This is a genomic window from Micromonospora sp. NPDC002411, assembly GCF_053592955.1.
The window spans coordinates 1-17,808 of the sequence record NZ_JBSFBM010000123.1 but is presented as its reverse complement, the minus strand read 5'-3'; the positions used below and the strand labels follow the sequence as shown (position 1 = coordinate 17,808).

Annotated in this window: 18 protein-coding genes and 2 pseudogenes; 13 read left to right on the top strand and 7 right to left on the bottom strand. The window is 70.5% G+C overall.

All coding sequences use genetic code 11. The annotated features are described in order from the left end of the window. From ACWCO3_RS16590 to ACWCO3_RS16580, 3 genes and pseudogenes are all read right to left on the bottom strand, one after another. Window positions 1-565, bottom strand: a pseudogene (locus tag ACWCO3_RS16590) (hypothetical protein); the annotation flags it as partial. Further along, on the bottom strand, window positions 562-1,341 hold the full coding sequence (locus ACWCO3_RS16585) for a sulfotransferase family protein (protein ID WP_145783009.1): 780 nt from the start codon (window positions 1,339-1,341) through the stop codon (window positions 562-564). The gene ACWCO3_RS16585 and the pseudogene ACWCO3_RS16590, both read right to left, overlap by 4 nt. Then, window positions 1,334-2,296, bottom strand: a complete 963-nt coding sequence (locus ACWCO3_RS16580; protein WP_145783007.1) for a sulfotransferase — start codon at window positions 2,294-2,296, stop codon at window positions 1,334-1,336. Before ACWCO3_RS16580 ends, ACWCO3_RS16585 begins: the two co-directional genes overlap by 8 nt. 262 nt (window positions 2,297-2,558) lie before the next feature. Between ACWCO3_RS16580 and ACWCO3_RS16575 the strand changes: the two genes are divergently transcribed. The 3 genes from ACWCO3_RS16575 to ACWCO3_RS16565 are packed head-to-tail and all read left to right on the top strand — an operon-like array spanning window position 2,559 to window position 5,770. Then, window positions 2,559-3,842 carry a glycosyltransferase gene (locus tag ACWCO3_RS16575; protein WP_450010722.1) on the top strand — a complete coding sequence of 428 codons (1,284 nt, stop codon included), beginning with the start codon at window positions 2,559-2,561 and terminating at the stop codon, window positions 3,840-3,842. Further along, a complete protein-coding gene (locus ACWCO3_RS16570; RefSeq protein WP_450010720.1) occupies window positions 3,839-4,855 on the top strand; it encodes a sulfotransferase in 1,017 nt (338 codons plus the stop codon). The genes ACWCO3_RS16575 and ACWCO3_RS16570 overlap by 4 nt, the downstream gene beginning before the upstream one ends. Before the next feature lie 3 nt (window positions 4,856-4,858). Then, window positions 4,859-5,770 carry a sulfotransferase family protein gene (locus ACWCO3_RS16565; RefSeq protein WP_450010719.1) on the top strand — a complete coding sequence of 304 codons (912 nt, stop codon included), beginning with the start codon at window positions 4,859-4,861 and terminating at the stop codon, window positions 5,768-5,770. A gap of 41 nt (window positions 5,771-5,811) precedes the next feature. Here ACWCO3_RS16565 and ACWCO3_RS16560 read toward each other — a convergent pair whose 3' ends face one another. Further along, window positions 5,812-6,543, bottom strand: coding sequence for a TIGR03943 family putative permease subunit (locus ACWCO3_RS16560; protein ID WP_450010717.1), 732 nt, complete (start codon window positions 6,541-6,543; stop codon window positions 5,812-5,814). Further along, the gene (locus tag ACWCO3_RS16555; protein WP_450010725.1) at window positions 6,540-7,505 is read right to left on the bottom strand and encodes a permease; all 966 of its coding nucleotides are present in this window, start codon (window positions 7,503-7,505) and stop codon (window positions 6,540-6,542) included. Before ACWCO3_RS16555 ends, ACWCO3_RS16560 begins: the two co-directional genes overlap by 4 nt. Before the next feature lie 332 nt (window positions 7,506-7,837). Between ACWCO3_RS16555 and ACWCO3_RS16550 the strand changes: the two genes are divergently transcribed. Further along, window positions 7,838-8,254 carry a Fur family transcriptional regulator gene (locus ACWCO3_RS16550; protein ID WP_145782997.1) on the top strand — a complete coding sequence of 139 codons (417 nt, stop codon included), beginning with the start codon at window positions 7,838-7,840 and terminating at the stop codon, window positions 8,252-8,254. Between the two features lie 151 nt (window positions 8,255-8,405). Here ACWCO3_RS16550 and ACWCO3_RS16545 read toward each other — a convergent pair whose 3' ends face one another. Beyond that, window positions 8,406-9,683 (bottom strand): CobW family GTP-binding protein, encoded by a 1,278-nt coding sequence (locus tag ACWCO3_RS16545; RefSeq protein ID WP_450010714.1) that lies wholly within the window; start codon window positions 9,681-9,683, stop codon window positions 8,406-8,408. A 152-nt stretch (window positions 9,684-9,835) separates the two neighbouring features. On the opposite strand from ACWCO3_RS16545, the gene rpmB reads away from it, so the two are divergent. The 7 genes and pseudogenes from rpmB (at window position 9,836) to ACWCO3_RS16510 (ending at window position 14,029) form a co-directional block, all read left to right on the top strand. Beyond that, on the top strand, window positions 9,836-10,072 hold the full coding sequence (gene rpmB, locus ACWCO3_RS16540; protein ID WP_450010712.1) for a 50S ribosomal protein L28: 237 nt from the start codon (window positions 9,836-9,838) through the stop codon (window positions 10,070-10,072). Next, window positions 10,072-10,239: a 50S ribosomal protein L33 gene (gene rpmG, locus ACWCO3_RS16535; protein WP_358166622.1), complete on the top strand. Its 168-nt coding sequence runs from the start codon at window positions 10,072-10,074 to the stop codon at window positions 10,237-10,239. Before rpmB ends, rpmG begins: the two co-directional genes overlap by 1 nt. 1 nt (window position 10,240) lies before the next feature. Further along, window positions 10,241-10,536, top strand: a pseudogene (rpsN, locus tag ACWCO3_RS16530) (30S ribosomal protein S14). 140 nt (window positions 10,537-10,676) lie between these two features. Continuing rightward, window positions 10,677-11,354, top strand: a complete 678-nt coding sequence (locus ACWCO3_RS16525) for a hypothetical protein (RefSeq protein WP_358166628.1) — start codon at window positions 10,677-10,679, stop codon at window positions 11,352-11,354. A gap of 177 nt (window positions 11,355-11,531) precedes the next feature. Continuing rightward, on the top strand, window positions 11,532-12,350 hold the full coding sequence (locus ACWCO3_RS16520; protein ID WP_450010710.1) for a basic amino acid ABC transporter substrate-binding protein: 819 nt from the start codon (window positions 11,532-11,534) through the stop codon (window positions 12,348-12,350). A 76-nt stretch (window positions 12,351-12,426) separates the two neighbouring features. Further along, window positions 12,427-13,221 (top strand): amino acid ABC transporter permease, encoded by a 795-nt coding sequence (locus ACWCO3_RS16515; protein ID WP_145782983.1) that lies wholly within the window; start codon window positions 12,427-12,429, stop codon window positions 13,219-13,221. A 4-nt stretch (window positions 13,222-13,225) separates the two neighbouring features. Beyond that, window positions 13,226-14,029, top strand: coding sequence for an amino acid ABC transporter ATP-binding protein (locus tag ACWCO3_RS16510; protein ID WP_358054042.1), 804 nt, complete (start codon window positions 13,226-13,228; stop codon window positions 14,027-14,029). A 32-nt stretch (window positions 14,030-14,061) separates the two neighbouring features. Here ACWCO3_RS16510 and ACWCO3_RS16505 read toward each other — a convergent pair whose 3' ends face one another. Next, the gene (locus ACWCO3_RS16505; protein WP_358054044.1) at window positions 14,062-14,553 is read right to left on the bottom strand and encodes a GNAT family N-acetyltransferase; all 492 of its coding nucleotides are present in this window, start codon (window positions 14,551-14,553) and stop codon (window positions 14,062-14,064) included. Between the two features lie 278 nt (window positions 14,554-14,831). Between ACWCO3_RS16505 and ACWCO3_RS16500 the strand changes: the two genes are divergently transcribed. Both ACWCO3_RS16500 and ACWCO3_RS16495 read left to right on the top strand, forming a co-directional pair. Further along, entirely contained in the window at window positions 14,832-15,836 is a 1,005-nt protein-coding gene (locus ACWCO3_RS16500) for a multicopper oxidase domain-containing protein (protein ID WP_145782977.1), read from the top strand. 161 nt (window positions 15,837-15,997) lie between these two features. Then, window positions 15,998-17,740 carry a ThuA domain-containing protein gene (locus ACWCO3_RS16495; protein ID WP_450010707.1) on the top strand — a complete coding sequence of 581 codons (1,743 nt, stop codon included), beginning with the start codon at window positions 15,998-16,000 and terminating at the stop codon, window positions 17,738-17,740. The last annotated feature ends 68 nt before the right edge of the window (window positions 17,741-17,808 follow it).

The following is a 17,808-nucleotide window of genomic DNA, read 5'->3' as shown; positions in this document are numbered from 1 at the left end:
GGCTGCCGGCCCAGTAACTCGGCGCGTTGACCTCGTTCTCGATGGCGTACTCGCGCACCCCGTACGGGCCGTAGCGTTGCACCACCGAGCGGACGAACCGTTGGTACGCGGCGAGGTCGGTGGGCATCGCCGACTCGGTCTTGTTCGCCGCCCCCCGGGTGTAGCGCGCGGTGCCACCGGTCGCCCAGCACACCCCGGTACGGATCTTCAGGTGCAGTGTGATGCCCAGCTCCCGGCTGCGGGAGGCGATCTCGTCCAGCCCGGTCCAGTCCACCTGCCCCGAGGTCCGTTCGATCTCGCACCAGGAGATCTCCTCGTAGGTCGCCGACCCGGCGATCCGCCGCAGGTACGGCGCGAACTGCTGGTAGCGCGACCAGTCCCAGTGCGCGCCGAACGGGTTGCTCACCCCGTTGACGGCGCCTCCCGGTGCGGGCGTAGCCGATGGGGTGTCGGCCCCCGGTGCGGGCGCCGGCGGATCGTCGCGGCGGGCGGTGCAGCCGGCGGTCACCACTAGCGCGGCAACGAGGGCCGCGGCGAACGCGCCCAGGCGGCGAGGGCTGTTCACCGGTAGCCGAGGGCGCGCAGGGTCGGACCGGAGAAGACCCAGACCAACAGGCGGAGGAACGGGTCGAGTTCGCGGCGGTAGGTGCCGACCCGGGAGCCGTAGATCGGTTCGGTCACGCTCGCGGCGGCCCGTCGTTTCTCCGCCTCGGTGGTGTACTTCTGCGCCACGTCGTGCTGCTTGCTGTCGTAGTCGAGGATGCCGTCCTCCCACGGTTCGCCGAGGAACTCGAAGAGACCCCGCATCGTCTTCTCCGGCTCGGTCACCGCCTGCTCGTACCGCAGCTCGTAGTAGCGGTCCGGGGGCAGGGTGGCGCCGACGGCCCGCGCGGCGCGGATGTAGCGCGGCCACTTCACCACGCACTTGACGGCGGACCAGTAGCCGAACCGTTTGCGGTGCGAGACCACGACGTCGCGGCCGTCCCGGATCAGGTGCACGATCTGGGCGTCCGGGAAGACCTCGGTGACGAAGTCGAGGGACATCGCATACAGCGGGGTCTTGTCGGCCCACCGGGTCTTGCCCCGCGCGGCGGCGTAGTCGGCGTGGACGCCGCCGAAGAAGTCCCGGATCCGGCGTAGCCAGTCCTCGCGGGGGAACCCGAAGCGGGCCAACCGTTCCCAGTCCCGCCCGACGATCCGTCGCAGGTCGGGCAGGAACCGGGTCTCCGGGCCGCAGCTGATGCTGGAGTGGGAGTCCAGGACGAGGCGCACCATGGTCGTGCCGGAGCGCTGACATCCGACCAGGAAGATCGGTGCGGTACGGGTCGCTGGTTCAGCCACGGTCGGCCGCCTTCGTCTCGGACCGGGCGTCGGCGGCGCACCTGTCGAGCCGGTCGGTCAGCTCGTCGCAGAGGGCCCGCACGCGCCTGTCGATCGGTAACGGCTGGTGGCCCGTTCCGGCGTCGTGGAACTGGCGCGGGGCGATGTGCGCGTGCAGCCCCGGCCGGTAGGGGAAGTCGAGGAAGGCGCAGAGCCGCCGCAGTTGCGCCGCTGGCTCCGCGACGACCGTGTCGTAGCGGCAGAGCAGCACGTCGGCGCGCTGGTCCAGGCCAAGCTGGAAGACGAGCGAGTTGCGGACGTACCAGAAGAGGGCCGCGCCGCTGTGCGGGTCCAGCCTCTGCGGGTCGTGCGCCCGGATCAGCTCTACGGCGTCGGCGTCGAGGCGCTGCCCCTGCCACCGTCGGCCGATGCTGCCGTCGGCGATGGCGCGCAGCGCCCGCAGGTTGGCGTCACCGAACTTGGCGACCTCGGAGCGGGCCCGGTCGTCGACGTCGCGGTAGACCCAGAGCGCGCGGCCGGGCGTCGACCCCGGCAGGGCCAGCAGCTCGTCCACGCGGTGGCTCTCGCAGAGGGGCTTGACCAGGACGTACGCGTGCCGGCTGCGCTGGATCGTGGCGGTCAGCACCGCGTCCGGGCGGAGCTGGAAGCGGTGGAAGAGGGTGCTGTCGTTCTCGTTGCGGACCTCGACCTCGGGGGCCGCGTCCAGGCCACGGACCAGCATGTTCGTGCCGGATCGTTGCAGCCCGACCAGGTAGACCGGCATCGCGGAGCCGGGAGCCCGGCCGGCCCGCCGCCGCCAGCGTCGTTTCGCCAGTGCGGTGCGGACCCGCTCGACGGGGTCGAGGCGGTCCTCTTCGATCAGCCGCCCGATCCCCTCGGTGCGCGCCCAGCGCAGATGCCGCCTGATCCGGCGGGCGGTGTACGCGACTGTGGAGACCTCGTCGTCGGCTGCCACGGGTCCTCCTCGGTCGGGCGCCGGTCCGGCGCACTGGGAAACGGGGGACGACCGGCGGCGCAGCCAGGCTATCGGGAGATCATGGCGGGAGGCCAGGCCGCGGGCCGCACGGGCATACGAAGATCAACCGTTCAGGTACATGCCATAGGTGAACTGGACTCGCAGACCTGCCCTGCATACGGTGGGCCCTGGCCGGGGCGGGCAGACCCCGGTCGTCACCTCCGGGCCCGGTTCGCCCGATCGACGTGAGCAGGCCGAGTCGATGCGCGTGCTGCATGTGAACAAGTTCCTCTACCGCCGTGGCGGCGCAGAGGGTTACCTGCTCGACCTCGCGGACCTGCAGCGGGCGGCGGGGGACACTGTCGCCTACTTCGGCATGAGCCATCCGGAGAACGAGTCGCCGCTCCCGTACGCGCAGCGGTTTCCGACCGAAGTGGAGCTGGAGCCGGCGCCGAGCGGGCTACGACCACGCGCGACGGCCGTCGGTCGGATGCTGTGGTCACCGACGAGCCGCCGAGGGCTGGCCCAGGTGATCGACGACTTCCGGCCGGACGTGCTGCACCTGCACAACATCTACCACCAGCTCTCGCCGTCGGTGCTCGCCGCGGCACGGTCGGCCGGCGTGCCGTGCGTGTTGACCATGCATGACTACAAGCTCGCCTGCCCGAGCTACCAACTGCTGGACCGGGGCCGACCCTGCCAGGCCTGCGTCACCGGAGGCCCCCTGCAGGCGGCCCGCCGCCGCTGCAAGGACGGATCGTTGTCGCGCAGTGGCCTGCTCGCGGTCGAGTCGTGGTTGCACCGGCAGTTCGACGCGTACGACCCGGTGCAGGTCTTCGTCAGCCCGAGCGAGTTCCTGGCGGACGTGATGCGTCGCGCCGGCGTGTACCCGGACCGGCTGCGGGTGGTGAACCACTTCGTCGACCTGGGCGGCATCGCCACCAAGCAGACGCCCGGCGGCGGTGTCGTCTTCGCCGGCCGGCTGGCTGCGGAGAAGGGCGTCGACGTGCTGGTCGAGGCGGTGGCCGCGCTGCCGGACGGAGTCACCGTCGACGTCGCCGGGGACGGCCCGGCCCGGTCCGACCTGGAGGCGCTCGCCGCGCGCCGCGCGCCCGGCCGGATCCGGTTCCACGGTCGCCTGGACAAGCCGCGCCTGCACGAGCTGATCCGGTCGGCAGCGGTGGTCGCCGTTCCCTCACGGTGGCACGAGAACCAGCCGATGGCGGTGCTGGAGGCGTTCGCCTGCGGTGTCCCGGTGGTCGCCACCGACCTCGGTGGGCTCCCCGAGCTGGTGGACCCCACAGTGGACGGCAGCATCGTCGGGGCGGACCGGCCCACGGACCTCGCCGACGCGTTGAACGCGCTGCTGGCCGCCCCCGAACGGGCGTACCGGATGGGGCAGGCCGGCCGGGCGAAGGTCGCCCGACAGTTCGCCCCCGACCTGCACCTGGCCCGGATCCGCGCGCTCTACGCGGAGGCCGCCGAGGCGCTGCCGACCCGGCGGCGCGCAGGCCGCGCGACGGCCGGTGGGGGAGCGGCCCGGTGAGCGCGGTCCGAGTGCTCTACCTCGCCGGCAGCGGTCGCAGCGGCAGCACGCTGGTCACCAACGTCCTGGGGCAGGTCCCGGGTTTCTTCGCGGCGGGTGAGCTGCGCTACCTGTGGCGGCGTGGCATCGTGGAGAACCGGCCCTGCGGCTGCGGGTCGCCACTGGCCGACTGTCCGCTCTGGACGCGGGTACGCGCTGACCTGGCCGGAGCCGACCCGGCCGGGATCGCCGGCCGGTTGGCCGAGCGGCTGCGCCTGCGCGGGCTGCCCGCACTGCTGCTTCGACGGCGTCGCGGTCAACGGCCGGTCGCGGTGCACAGCGACGACACACACCTGACCCGGCTGTACGCCTCGATCGCCGAACACGCCCTCGCCGACCGGCCCGGCGGGGTCATCGTCGACTCCTCCAAGCTGCCCCCGTACGGGGCTCTGCTCGGCTCCCTGCCCGGCATCGACCTGTACGTCCTGCACGTGGTCCGCGACCCGCGGGCCACCGCGTACTCCTGGCGTCGGCGACGCCCCCTGGACGGGCACGTGGACGACCGGTTGATGAGCCGGCCACCGGTCTGGAAGGCCGCCCTGCTCTGGCTGGTGTGGAACACCGCCACCGTCCGACTGTGGGGCCGCCGGCCCGCCGACGGCCGCTATCTGCGGGTGCGGTACGAGGACTTCGTCGCCGACCCGGCCGGCACCACCACACGGATCGTCCGGTTCGTCGGCGCGACAGCGGACGACCTGCCCTTCCCGACACCGGGCACGGCGCGACTGGCGCCCACCCACTCGGTGGCCGGCAACCCCTCGCGGCACCGCACCGGCCTGGTCCCCGTGGTCGCCGACACCGAGTGGCTGACCGGGCTCTCCACCCGCGCGTACGCGGTGGTCACCGGACTGACCGGGCTGGCCCTGTCCCGGTTCGGCTACCCGTTGCGCCGCCGGACGGCCACGCCTCCCGCCGCCACGTCCCGTCCGGACCCGGTCGTCCCCTCGTCACCCGCTACCCGGCAGGAAGGCTGAACGATGCTCTCACTGGTGGTGGGTACCGGTCGCTGCGGCTCGACCCTGGTCCAGGAGCTGCTCTCCCGGCATCCCGCTGTCGGTTTCGTCTCCGGCCTGGACGACAAGCTCGCCCGGCTCAACCTCAAAGGCCGGTTCAACGGGACGCTCTACCGGCGTTCGGCGCCGCGCCCGCCGGGGATGACCTCGCTGCGACACAGCCGACGGTTGCTGGAGCGGGGCCGACTGCGGGTGGCGCCGTCGGAGGCGTACCACCTGCTCGACAGACAGGTGCTCGGCGGCTTCTCCCGCCCGTGCCGGGATCTGGTGGCCGAGGACCTGACGCCGTTCGTGGCCCGCCGGCTGCGGGCCTTCTTCGACGAGCGGATTGCCCGGCAGAGCTGCCAGCAACTGGTGCAGCACGTCACCGGCTGGCCGCGCACCGGTCTGCTGCACGCCGCGTACCCGGACCTGCGGGTCGTCAACGTGGTGCGCGACGGCCGGGCGGTGGCCAACTCCTGGCTCCAGATGGGCTGGTGGGACGGCTGGCGGGGTCCGGACAACTGGATCTTCGGCCCGCTCCCGTCGGACCTGCGGGAAGAGTGGTTCGAGTCGGGCAGGTCCTTCCAGGTGCTTGCCGCCCTGGGCTGGAAGATGCTGATGGAGGCGTTCGCGCAGGCCCGCCTGCGTCATCCCGCCGAGCAGTGGCTCGACGTGCGCTACGAGGACCTGGTCGAGCAGCCCCGCGAACAGGTCGGCCGGATGCTCGACTTCCTGGAGTTGCAGTGGTCCCCCGCGTTCGAGAAGGGCTTCTCCCGGTACGACTTCCCGGCGGGTCGGGCGGCGGCGTACCGCGACGAGCTCAGTCCGGCGCAGCTCGCCGCGATCGATCGGTCGCTGGAGAAGCCACTGGCCGAGTGGGGTTACCCGGTCTGAGTTCGGGACGGTGTCCTCGCCCGAAAACCTCGACAAGGGACTCACTCGTAGGGGTTCTTCGGCGGGGACACCTGTCGCCAGGACTCCACCTCGAGGTACGGGATCTCCTCGTTGTTCACGGGATCGCGGGTGACCCGGTCGGAGTACCGGCCGGTGACCTGGATCCAGGTGTCGCCGGCCAGGCCGACCGGCGGGTTGCCGGCCATGCCGAGTTTGATGGGCCGACCGTCGGCCGCGCAGCAAGACATGATCATGCGGGCGAGGAGGGGCTCTCCGTCCGGCCCTGGGGTGACGAAGCCGGTGAGCTCGACCCGGCGGTTGCCGATCGACCGACCCTTGTCGAACAGGGCGCGGCCGGCGTAGTCGAAGACGGTGGTCCTCGCCGGATCGCCGGCGGGCAGCGGAGGCCAGTCGTAGCTTTCCTGGTCGCCGAGCGCCGTGCCCGTCTGCCCGGCGGAGTACGAACCGAGAGCGGGCGGGGCCACCAGCAGCAGGCCGAGGGCTGGCAGGAGCAGCAACCACGCGACTCGGGGCTCGCGGTGGGCGTGTTCGTGCTTGTCGTCTGGTTCGGCCGGATCCCCGCGCCCGTCGACGGGGGGCCGCAGCTCGTGCCAGAGCGTCATCACCGCGGCAGTGATCAGCAGCAGGCTGGCGGCGATGAGGAACGGTCGCAGCTCCGCCTTGACATAGCGCAGGTAGAGGTCGGTGACGGTCGCGCGGAGCACCGCGCCGGCAAAGAAGATCATGATGCATGCCTGGGCCAGACGGTTCACCACACCACCATCCCGGTGATGCCCGCGACCGCGACGGCGACCGTGAAGGTGGCCGGGGCGAATCGGGCGGCGAAGCGGCGGCCGAAGGTGCCGGCCTGCATGGAGACGAGTTTCAGATCGACCATCGGGCCGACCACCAGGAAGGCCAACCGAGCGGTGAGGGAGAACTGCGATAGCGAGGCGGCGACGAAGGCGTCCGCCTCCGAGCAGATCGACAGCAGGACCGCGAGCCCTGCCAGGGCGAGCACGGACAGCACCGGCCGATCGGCGAGGGTCTGTAGCCAGCGTTCGGGGACCAGGACGTTGATGCTGGCTGCGGCCATCGCGCCGATGACCAGGAAGCCGCCGGCGTGCACCACGTCATGTCGTACGGCGGACCAGAAGGCCTCGCCGCGCCGGAGCCCGTCCAGATCGGGTCGGCGCGGGAGTCGAATCCAGTCCGCGCGGCCCAGGCGCAGCCAGAGCCAGCCCATGACCATCGCCACGACCAGGCTGGCGACGGCGCGGGCGAGGACCATCTCGGGATTGTCGGGAAACGCCACCGCCGTGGCGACCAGGACGATGGGGTTGATCGCCGGTGCCGCGAGCAGGAAGGCCAGCGCCGCCGCGGGTGTGACGCCTCGGTGGATCAGCGAGCCGGCGATCGGGACCGCACCGCACTCGCAGCCGGGCAGGACCACGCCGGCGACGCTGGCGACCGGGACGGCGAGCGCGGGATGCCTGGGCAGGGCCCGGGCCCAGAACGAGCGGGGTACGAAGACCGCGATCACGGCGGAGAGCAGCACCCCGAAGACCAGGAATGGCACGGCCTGCACCATGACCGAGACGAACACCGTCATCCAGGTAGCCAATGACGGTGCGGACAGCAGGCCCGCCACGGGATCGCGCAGGAAGATGAGCAGCACGAGCACTGCCGCGAGGATCTCGACGGAACCGATCCGGCCGCTGAAGAAGGGTTGCAGCCCCTGACCGCGATGGTGCTGGCCAGCGTCGTGGTCGGCGGGCCGGCCGTTCGGGTCGCCTCGGTGGTCCGGCGCTACCGGTTGATCGGCCGCCGTGCTCGTGCCGGACGAGGTCGCGCGCTCGGATGCGGCCACGCCGCCCCCTCCTTTGCTGTGCGGGTGTGACGTCTCTCTGAGCTGCCGAGATGCGAGGAAGGCTCACCGCGGAGGCTGCCAGTGCAGGGCTCGGAAGGCGGCACGTCGTCGGTGCCGGACGGCGACGCATAATGGTCGGACCGGTAGCGCGACGCAACGACGGCACGACAGGCCGACGGCGGCCGCGACAACGGAGGATGGCGGCCACGGTGAATCAGACGATGTCGAATCTGACCCGGAACACCCGGCAGCGCGGGGAGGTGCTGGCGCTGTTGCGCGAGGTGGAGGGGTTCCACTCGGCGCAGCAACTGCACCAGATGCTGCTGGCGCGCAAGGCGGGAGTCGGTCTGACCACCGTCTACCGGACACTGCAACTGCTGGTGGACGCCGGCGAGATCGACTCGACCCGGCTGCCGGGCGGCGAGCAGCTCTTCCGTCGGTGCAGCCAGAGCAAGCATCATCACCACCTTGTCTGCCGTGACTGCGGGCGCACCGTCGAGGTGGCCGGCCCGGCGGTGGAGCGGTGGGCCGACCAGGTCGCCGCGCAACACGGATTCACCGACGTTGGTCACACTCTGGAGATCTTCGGCACCTGTGCCGCGTGCGTGCGCTGAACCGCCCCGTCGATCTCGAAATGGAAACCGTTACCACTGTCAGCACTGTATCGGCTCCGCCGTCCGGACGGTGGCAGGTCCACCGCGGCGGCGCGTCGTCCTCGTGCGCCGACGTCCAGGCTCGCGTCGTGACCGCCCGGACCGCCGAGCTTCAGCCGGGAACCGTGCCCTCGGTGTCGACCGCGATGGGCGGGAAGCAGCCGGCAAAGGGGTCGACGTAACGGAGCCAGGTCTCCTCGCCGTCGGCGAGTTCCGCGTCGGTGAGAAGGCAGCCGCTGAGAGTTCGGTGCAGGTCGGCCGGGTCGAGGTCGAGACCGACGAAGACCAGGTTCTGGTGACGGTCGCCGTAGTACGGGTCCCAGTCCAGGGCGGCGGCGAGGCGTCGTTGGTCGGACACGTGGTCCCAGGAGTCGTCCGGCTGGGCGGTCAGCCACCGGCCCAGTGATGCCATGCTCAGGCCGCCACCGGCGAACTCCCACGCCACCACGGTCTCGGGTTGGCTGGCCAGCCAGAGGTGCCCCCGGGAGCGGATGACGTCGGCGTTGACGGCCTCCAGCGCCTCGTGCAGCCGCCAGGGGTGGAACGGTCGGCGCGAGCGGAAGACGGTGGAGACGACGCCGCAGTCGGCTTGCGGTTCGTGCACTCCCAGCGCGTACCCCTCCAGGCCGCGAGCCAGCACGGCCGGCGTCTCGGGTCGGTGCCGGTCGGTGTCGCGGAGCTGCCGGGACAACTCGGTGGCGTCGACAACGTCGGCGCCGACGTGGACCTGGGTGGCCCACGGTGCCATCCGTTGCAGCAGGGCCGACATCCGGCTGGTGTCGAAGGGGCCCTCGGGTGAGGTGCCCCAGAGCACCAGGGTGTCGGCGTACTCGATCTGGCGGACCACGACGTCGGCCAGGGTGCGGTGGTCGTCCGCGGCGGCGTGGATGCCGAGGTCCCGCAGGTCGTCGGTGCTGGCCAACCCGTCGAGAAGATGCTCGGTGTCGACCACTGTGACGTAGGAGTCGACGCGGACCAGGTCGGTGACCGGGGCCCCGTCGACGAGGCAGTGCGTACAGGCGGCGGCTACCGCTTCCGGTTCGACCACCTCGGGCAGCATCAGCACCAGGTCCCGGTCGGGGTGGGTGCGGGCGAGATGGGCCAGGGTGGGCAGCACGTCTTCGCGCAGCGTGCAGGAGACGCATCCGTGCCTCAGCTCGACGCGCTCGTCGGAGACGATGCCGGCGCCGCTGCGGATGACCCGGCGCACGACGCCCTCCCGGATGCCGCTGATGTCGTGCCGGACCAGTAGCAACGACGGGTCGGCGGCGAGCAGCGTCCGGGCCACGGCGAACGTGGCCGTCGACCAGAAGCCGCCGAGCACGGTGAGTGAGGGGCGGGCCGGTGGATTCGCTGTGGTGCCGGTTGGAGCCAGTGGTGACGACGACATCGCACTCCCCTCGATGCAAATGAAAACCATTGTCATCATAGGCGGGTCGGAGGTGTCGATGTCGAGCCCCCGGGGTGGACTCGTCGCCACTGGTTGCGGTAGAAACGAAAACCATTGTCGTTATGGTCAAGTCCCGACGTGAAGGAGTCCGTGTGTCCCGACGATGTGAGGTCACCGGCGCGAAGCCGAGCTTCGGCAACACCGTGTCCCACTCCCACCGCCGCACCCGCCGCCGGTGGAACCCGAACCTGCAACGCCACCGCTACTGGCTGCCGTCCGAGCGCCGATGGATCCACCTCACGCTCACCGCCAAAGCGCTGCGGACTGTGGACCGTCAGGGCGTCGAGACGGTCGTCGCCCACCTGCGCTCCCGGGGAGTGCGGGTCTGATGGCCCGGCAGACCGACATCCGGCCGGTGATCAAGCTGCGCAGCACCGCCGGCACCGGCTACACGTACGTCACGCGCAAGAACCGCCGGACCAGCCCGGATCGCCTGGTGCTGCGCAAGTACGACCCGATGCTCCGTCGGCACGTCGACTTTCGCGAGGAGCGCTGACGTGGCCAGGAAGAGCCTCGGCCTGCGCCAGGCCCGCCGGGAGACGCTCGTCGGCCGGCACGCCGACCGACGCGCCGAGCTGAAGGGCGTCGTCGCCCACCCGGACACCGACCCGCCGACGCGGTCCGCCAACTGGCGCGGCTGCCGCGAGACTCCAGCTCCGTACGACTGCGCTCCCGCGACCAGATCGACGGCCGGCCGCGCGGCGTGCTCAGCCGTTTCGGCCTGTCCCGGGTGCGGTTCCGCGCGCTGGCGCTGTCCGGCGAACTTCCCGGCGTCCGCAAGGCCTCCCGGTGACCAGCACCCGGGCATCGATCATGCCCGGGTGCTGCTCCGCGAGAGGAAACCGGCTCTGGCGGCCCCGGTCGGCACTATCGACGGGCGCACTCGGGGACCGTTACCCTGTGGCCCCAAGACCATCGATGTGAGGAGATGCGATGGCGCGTCGCACCGGCCGGCCTTCCTACCTGTCCGACAGAGCCGACGAGCGTCGTCGTCGCACAGTGCGCTTCGTGGCGGCCGCGGGGGCGATCGCACTGGTCACCGCGCTGCTGGGAGGTCTGGTCGGCTACCAGGTGGGCCGCCCGGACGCCACCGCGGAGACCATCGCGAGCATCCAGGAAGCCGACGCGAAACGGGACGCCCAGCAGATCGTGGAGCTGACCGAGACGGCCCGCCGCGTCCGCGACCAGGTCGCCCCTGTCCTGACTGCCGTCAAGGAGGAGAAGACCGCCGGACGGGCGCCGGACCCGGGCCGGGCGCGCACCTGGCAGGAGACCATGCGCAAGGCTGCCGAGCCGTTCGCCGACCCGCCCTCGGGGAGTACCGCCACCAACGTGGCCCGGGGTGGTCTGCGCGGAGCAGTGCAGCAGGCGTCGCTCGCCGTCGACACCTACGCGCTGGCCGCCGGTGTCCCCGCCGCCCACCAGGCGGCCCTGCTGGACATCAGCACGCGGCAGGCGGCCGAGGCGGCCACGATCTGGTCGGTCGCGGCGACCCAGCTCGACCAGATCAGCGTCGACGCCGGCCACGGCCACCAGCACGTGTTCCTGGACACAGACCCCCATGAAGGGGCGCTCACCCCGGACGGCGCGGCCGAGGGGACCGGCGGCTGAGACCCGTTGCTGCGCATGTGTCGGGTTTGCCGACGGGTGGTAGCCAGCCGCCCCGATTCGACGGCTGCAGCGTGATCTTGGGGACGACTCGCCGGATCGGGTACGGTCGCTAATCGCAAAGTCTATGAACCAGATTGGCTTTCTATGCGATGGAAGCCGAATCGGAGGGACACAGCCGTGAGGTTCCCAAGCGCCGTGCGTCAGGCCGGTCTCGTCGTGGCGATCGCCGCCCTCGCGGTGACCGCGGGCTGCGCCAAGAAGGACGACAGCGAGGTCCAGGCGAGCGGGGTCAAGCTGGTCAAGGCGGGCAAGCTGACCGTCTGCACCCACCTGCCGTACCCGCCGTTCCAGTCCAAGGACGCCAGCGGCAAGGTCACCGGCTTCGACGTCGAGATCATGGACCTGGTGGCCAAGGAGCTGGGTGTCGAGCAGACGATCGTCGACACCCCGTTCGAGGGGATCAAGTCCGGTCAGGACCTGAACACCGGCAAGTGCGACGCGGCCGCCGCCGGCATGACGATCACCGACGAGCGGAAGAAGGTTCTGGACTTCTCCGACCCGTACTTCGACGCCACCCAGGCGCTGCTGGTGAAGACCGGCAAGGCGTACAAGTCCCTCGACGACCTCAAGGGCAAGAAGTTGGGCGTCCAGGCGGCCACCACGGGTCGTGACTACGCCAAGAAGTTCGAGGCGGAGAAGGGCCTGCAGCTCGTCGAGTTCGAGGACCTCGCCGCCCTGCAGCAGGCTCTCGCCAACGGCCAGGTCGAGGCCGCCGTCAACGACCTGCCGGTCTGGACCGAGTACCTGAAGAAGAACCCCGGCGGGTTCGAGGTGACCGCCGAGTTCGACACCGGCGAGCAGTACGGCTTTCCCGTGAAGAAGGACGCCAACCCGGAGTTGCTCAAGAAGATCAACGAGGTGCTGGCCAAGGCCAAGCAGGACGGCACGTACAACACGATCTACGAGAAGTGGATCGGCAAGCGGCCGAGCGCCTGATCACACGTGTAGTGCCGGAGGGCGCGCGTCCCGCGCGCCCTCCGCGTCGGTAACTCCGGGAAGGCAACGAGCCAACGTGAAGCTGCGACGCCGCCAGCGGGAGCGGCTGTCCCTCGGGATCCAGTACCTGGTCTTCATCGCCGTCATCGCCGCGGTGGCCTTCGCCGCGGACTGGGGCCGGTTGGCCGACGCGTTCTTCCGTGTCGACATCATCTCCTCGATGTTCCCGACGATCATCACCGTCGCGCTGCGCAACACCGTCCTCTACACGCTCGGCGCGTTCGCCTTCGGCCTCGTCTTCGGCACCGTCCTCGCACTGATGCGGCTGTCCCGGGTGGCGCCGTACCGGTGGGTGGCGACGGCGTACATCGAGCTGTTCCGGGGTCTGCCCGCGCTGCTGGTGCTCTTCCTCGTCGGCTACGGCATCCCGATCGCCTTCCCGGAGCGGGAGATCCCGGGTGGCGTGTTCGGGTCGATCGCGATCGGCCTCGGGTTGACCGCCGCGGCCTACATGGCCGAGACCATCCGCGCCGGCATCCAGGCCGTCCCGAAGGGGCAGATGGAGGCGGCACGCACCCTCGGCATGTCGCACTTCACCGCGATGCGCACGATCGTCATCCCGCAGGCGTTCCGGATCGTCATCCCACCGCTGACCAACGAGCTCATCCTGCTCACCAAGGATTCGTCGTTGGCCTACGTGCTGGGGGTGACGGCACAGACCATCGAGATCACCAAGTTCGGTCGGGACATGCTCAACGACCGGGTGAACGCCACCCCGCTGCTGGTGGCCGGCCTCGCCTACCTGATCATCACCCTGCCCCTGTCCCAGGTGGTACGTCGCCTCGAACTCCGCTACGCCAAGGCCCGGTGACCCCATGACGACGACCCCGTCCCGACCTGCCGTCGAGATCCGCGACCTGCACAAGTCCTTCGGGCCGCTCGAGGTGCTCAAGGGCATTGACTTCGAGGTCGGCCAGGGCGAGGTGGTCTGCGTCATCGGCCCGTCCGGGTCCGGCAAGTCGACGCTGCTGCGCTGCGTCGACCTGTTGGAGGAGCCGACCGCCGGCAAGATCTGGGTCAACGGGGTCGAGATGACCGACCCGGACGTCGAGATCGACGCGGTACGCCGCGGCATCGGCATGGTCTTCCAGTCGTTCAACCTGTTTCCGCACCTGACCGTCCTGAACAACCTCACCGTCGCTCAGCGCAAGGTGCTGCGGCGTGGTCGCGCCGAGGCCGAGCGGATCGCGCGGGCCAACCTGGAGCGCGTCGGGCTGAGCGACAAGGCCGACGCGTTCCCGGCGCAGCTCTCCGGCGGTCAGCAGCAGCGGGCGGCCATCGCCCGGTCGTTGTCGATGGAGCCGAAGCTGATGCTCTTCGACGAGCCGACCTCCGCGCTCGACCCGGAGTTGGTCGGGGATGTGCTCACCGTCATGCGCAAGCTGGCCGAGGACGGCATGACGATGATGGTGGTAACGCACGAGATGGCCTTCGCCCGCGACGTCGCCGACCGGGTCGTCTTCATGGACGGCGGGGTGGTGGTCGAGCAGGGGCCGCCGCAGGAGGTGCTCGGCGCCCCGAAGCACGAGCGGACCCGCGCGTTCCTCTCCCGGGTCCTCGACCCGACCCGGGTCGCCCAGCTCGGTCAGACCGACGACTCACCCGGCTCGCCGGACTAGCCGATCGTGCGGGTGCACCGTGCGCGCAGGCGCTAGTTGACGCTCTTGCCGAGGGAGACGCCGGCGTTGGTGTAGCCGTGCCGACCGTAGAAGCGCACCGCGTCGGCGTTGCGGTGGTGGATGCCGGCCGACAGGTAGCGGACCCCCCGGCGGGTCGCCCACCGTTCGGCGGCGAGCACCAACGCTGATCCCACCCCGAGGCCCCTGGCATCGGGCAGCACCACCGTGTGCACCTGCGCCGACGGCTCAGGACGCAGGATCTGGTGCTCCGGCGGGGCCGGGTGCGGTGACACCTCGACCATCCCGACGACCCGGCCATCGATCTCGGCGACGAGAATGCCGTCGCGACCCGTGTCGTCGGCCAGCACGGCCGTGAAGTGGCGAACCACCGCCTCGCGCTGCGGAACGCGGTAGGCGTCGGCGTCCAGAGCGAGGTGAGCCTCGGCGTTGGCCAGGCGCAACAGCACCAACGACGGGACATCTGCCGGACGCGCCGGCCGGACCTCAAGTCGTGCTTCCTGCATCGACCCGATCGTATGCTCGACGCAGCCGTCCCGGGGCCCTGGCCATGCGTGTCAGCTTCATGTCAATCGAAGGCCGTCGTGATGTCAAGGTAATCTTTTTGCAATCAGACCTGTACTTTCGTCGATGGATTACATAAGTTGCTGTCATCCACCGAAAGTTCTGAGCCTTCCGAGCAAAGTTCGCGACGAGCCTCACCCTCAGTCGTGCTACCGCCCCCGTGCTCGGGTCGATGCACCCTGCCCTCGTCGCGTCTTCGCCCGGTTGGGAACGGAGACCCATGGACGATCACGCTGGTGGCCCTCACCGCCACCTCTCCCGCAGATCGCTGATCGCCAGCGGAGCGCTCGCCGCCGGAGCGTTGGGCGCGTCCGCCCCGGCGATCGGCGCCGCGTTCGGAGGCAGCCCCGCGCGGGCCGCCGCGGGCGTCACCAAGAAGATCACTATCTACGCCGAGCAGTTGCCGGGCAACCTGTTCGGCTACGGCCTGGCACCCGGCCAGGCCACCGTCCCAGGGCCGGTCCTGGAGATGTACGAGGGTGACACCCTGGAGATCACCCTGGTCAACACCACCACCCAGCGGCTGTCCATCCACCCGCACGGGGTGGACTACAGCACCGACTCCGACGGCAGCCCGTTCAACGCCTCGTTCAACAACCCCGGCGAGACGCGGACGTACGTCTGGCGCTCCCACGAGATGGTGGCCGCCGCCGGCCGGCGGTACATGCCAGGCAGTGCCGGCTACTGGCACTACCACGACCACGCGATGGGCACCGACCACGGCACCGGCGGTGTCGCCAAGGGCCTGTACGGAGCGCTGATCGTCCGGCGGCGCGGCGACATCCTGCCGTCGAAGCAGTTCACGGCCGTGTTCCACGACATGATGATCAACAACAAGATGGCCCCGGCGACCCCGATGTTCGAGGCGAACCTGGGCGAGCGCGTCGAGTGGATCGCCATCGGGCACGGCAACCTGTTCCACACCTTCCACCTGCACGCCCACCGTTGGGCGGACAACCGCACCGGAATGCTGGAGGGGCCGAGCGACCCCAGCCTGGTCGTCGACAACAAGGACCTCAACCCGGGCAGTTCGTTCGGTTTCCAGGTGCTGGCCGGCGAGGGCGTCGGACCAGGGGCGTGGATGTACCACTGCCACGTGCAGACGCACTCCGACGGCGGCATGGCCGGGATCTTCCTGGTGCGCAACGCCGACGGCAGCATGCCACCGGGCGCCGAGGAGGCGATCCACCGGTTCCAGGGCCACACCCACACGCACGGAAGCTGACCGAACCGAAAGTGGGGACGGGGATGACCAGGAAACTACGACGAACCCTTGCCGCGGTAGCGGCCTTGGCGACACTGATTCCGGCAATGCCGGCGGCTGCGGCCGCACCACGAACGGCAGCCGCCCCGCAGGCGGCGCAACCACAGAGGACAGCGGTCCTCGTGTTCCACGGGCCGGTGGCCGAGCAGCAGGACCCGGTGTCCCGCGCGGTGGACACCATCAAACAGCTTGGTGCCGGTCATGACATCGATGTCACGGCCACCACGGACCCCGGCGTGTTCACCACGGCGGGGCTTTCCGCGTACCGCAGCGTGGTCTTCCTCTCCGCGACGGGCGCCGCGCTCAACCGCGACCAGGAGTCGGCGCTGCAGAGCTACATGAAGGCCGGCGGCGGCTTCGTCGGCATCGCCGACGCGGCGCGCGCGCAGGTCGACTCGACCTGGTTCACCGGCCTGATCGGCACCCGCCCGGCCGGCGCCATCCCGGTGGCCGAGCCGGTGGCCCGGGTGACCGCCAGCGGCGAGAACGCGCCGAACGAGACCAAGGAGAAGCTGACCGACGGCGACGCCAACACCAAGTGGCTGGCCCGCACCCCGACCGCCTGGGTGGCGTATGAGCTGGCCGCCGCCAAGCGGGTGACCGGGTACGCGTTGACGTCGGCCAACGACTCCTCCGGCCGCGACCCGAAGGACTGGACCCTGCAGGGCTCCACCGACGGCCAGAGCTGGTCCGATCTGGACCGGCGCACCGGCCAGGCCTTCCCCGACCGGTTCCAGACCCGCCGGTTCGACATCGCCACCCCGCAGGAGTTCACCCGCTACCGCCTGAACATCACCGCGAACAGTGGGGAGCCACTGACCCAGTTGGCCGACCTGCGCCTGTTCACCGGCAGCACCACCGCCCCGGAACCGCCCGCAGTGAACCGCGCGGTGGTGAACATCCTGGACCGCAAACACCCGGCCACGGCCTCGCTGCCGCTGACCATCACCCGTTCCGACCGGTGGGAGAACTGGGACCCGAACCCGATCGGCACCGTGCACACCCTCGCCCAGGTCGAGGAGCGGCACTACAACCCGGGGGCGGCCGCCAACGGCCCGTTCCACCCGGTGTCCTGGTGCCGGGACTACGACGGCGGCCGGTCGTTCTACACCGGCATGGGCCACACCGAGGGCAGCTACGGTGAGGAGGCGTTCCGCACCCACCTCGCCGGGGCGCTGAACTGGACCACCGGCCGCGTACGCGGCGACTGCCAGGCCACGATCGCCGCGAACTACAAGGTGGAGAGGCTCACCGCCGCCAACCAGACCGGGCAACTGGACCAGATCGGCGAACCGCACGGGCTCACCATCGCGCCGGACGGCACGGTCTTCTACGTCGGCAAGGCCGCCTGCCCGAGCGGCCCGATCGCGGACTGGAACAACCCCAAGGTCGGCCTGGGCTGCGGCACCATCCACTCGTGGGACCCGCGGACCAAGCAGGCCAAGCTGCTCACCACCCTGGAGGTGATGGGCAACCGGGGCAGCGGCTCCGAGCTGGTGAAGAACGAGGAGGGCCTGCTCGGCATCGTGCCCGACCCGAAGTTCGCCGAGAACGGCTGGCTCTACGTCTACTGGATGCCGCACGACTCGGTCGACCGGGTGAAGCGGGTCGGGCAGCGCACCGTCTCCCGGTTCACCTACGACCGGCAGGCGCAGACCGTCGACCAGAGCACCCGCAAGGACCTGCTCCAGTTCCCGGTGCAGATCCACAGCTGCTGCCACGCCGGCGGCGGCATGGCGTTCGACGCCAAGGGCAACCTCTACGTCGGCTCCGGCGACAACAACTCCTCCGAGGGGTCGCAGGGCTACGCCGGCAACAACTGGACCCAGGAATACGAGCCGGCAACTGGAACCTGCGGGCGATGACGGCGCAGCTCACCGACCTGCAGAACAAGCTGAACGCACTGGCCGCGAAGGACTTCACCGACGAGGCG

Excerpts from the sequence above, each read along its gene's own strand:
- ACWCO3_RS16575 (WP_450010722.1), top strand. The coding sequence starts at position 2,559 with ATGCGCGTGCTGCATGTGAACAAGTTCCTCTACCGCCGTGGCGGCGCA.
- ACWCO3_RS16565 (WP_450010719.1), top strand. The coding sequence starts at position 4,859 with ATGCTCTCACTGGTGGTGGGTACCGGTCGCTGCGGCTCGACCCTGGTC.
- ACWCO3_RS16550 (WP_145782997.1), top strand. The coding sequence starts at position 7,838 with ATGGCGGCCACGGTGAATCAGACGATGTCGAATCTGACCCGGAACACC.
- ACWCO3_RS16545 (WP_450010714.1), bottom strand. The coding sequence starts at position 9,683 with ATGTCGTCGTCACCACTGGCTCCAACCGGCACCACAGCGAATCCACCG.
- rpmG (WP_358166622.1), top strand. The coding sequence starts at position 10,072 with ATGGCCCGGCAGACCGACATCCGGCCGGTGATCAAGCTGCGCAGCACC.
- ACWCO3_RS16525 (WP_358166628.1), top strand. The coding sequence starts at position 10,677 with ATGGCGCGTCGCACCGGCCGGCCTTCCTACCTGTCCGACAGAGCCGAC.
- ACWCO3_RS16510 (WP_358054042.1), top strand. The coding sequence starts at position 13,226 with ATGACGACGACCCCGTCCCGACCTGCCGTCGAGATCCGCGACCTGCAC.
- ACWCO3_RS16505 (WP_358054044.1), bottom strand. The coding sequence starts at position 14,553 with ATGCAGGAAGCACGACTTGAGGTCCGGCCGGCGCGTCCGGCAGATGTC.
- ACWCO3_RS16500 (WP_145782977.1), top strand. The coding sequence starts at position 14,832 with ATGGACGATCACGCTGGTGGCCCTCACCGCCACCTCTCCCGCAGATCG.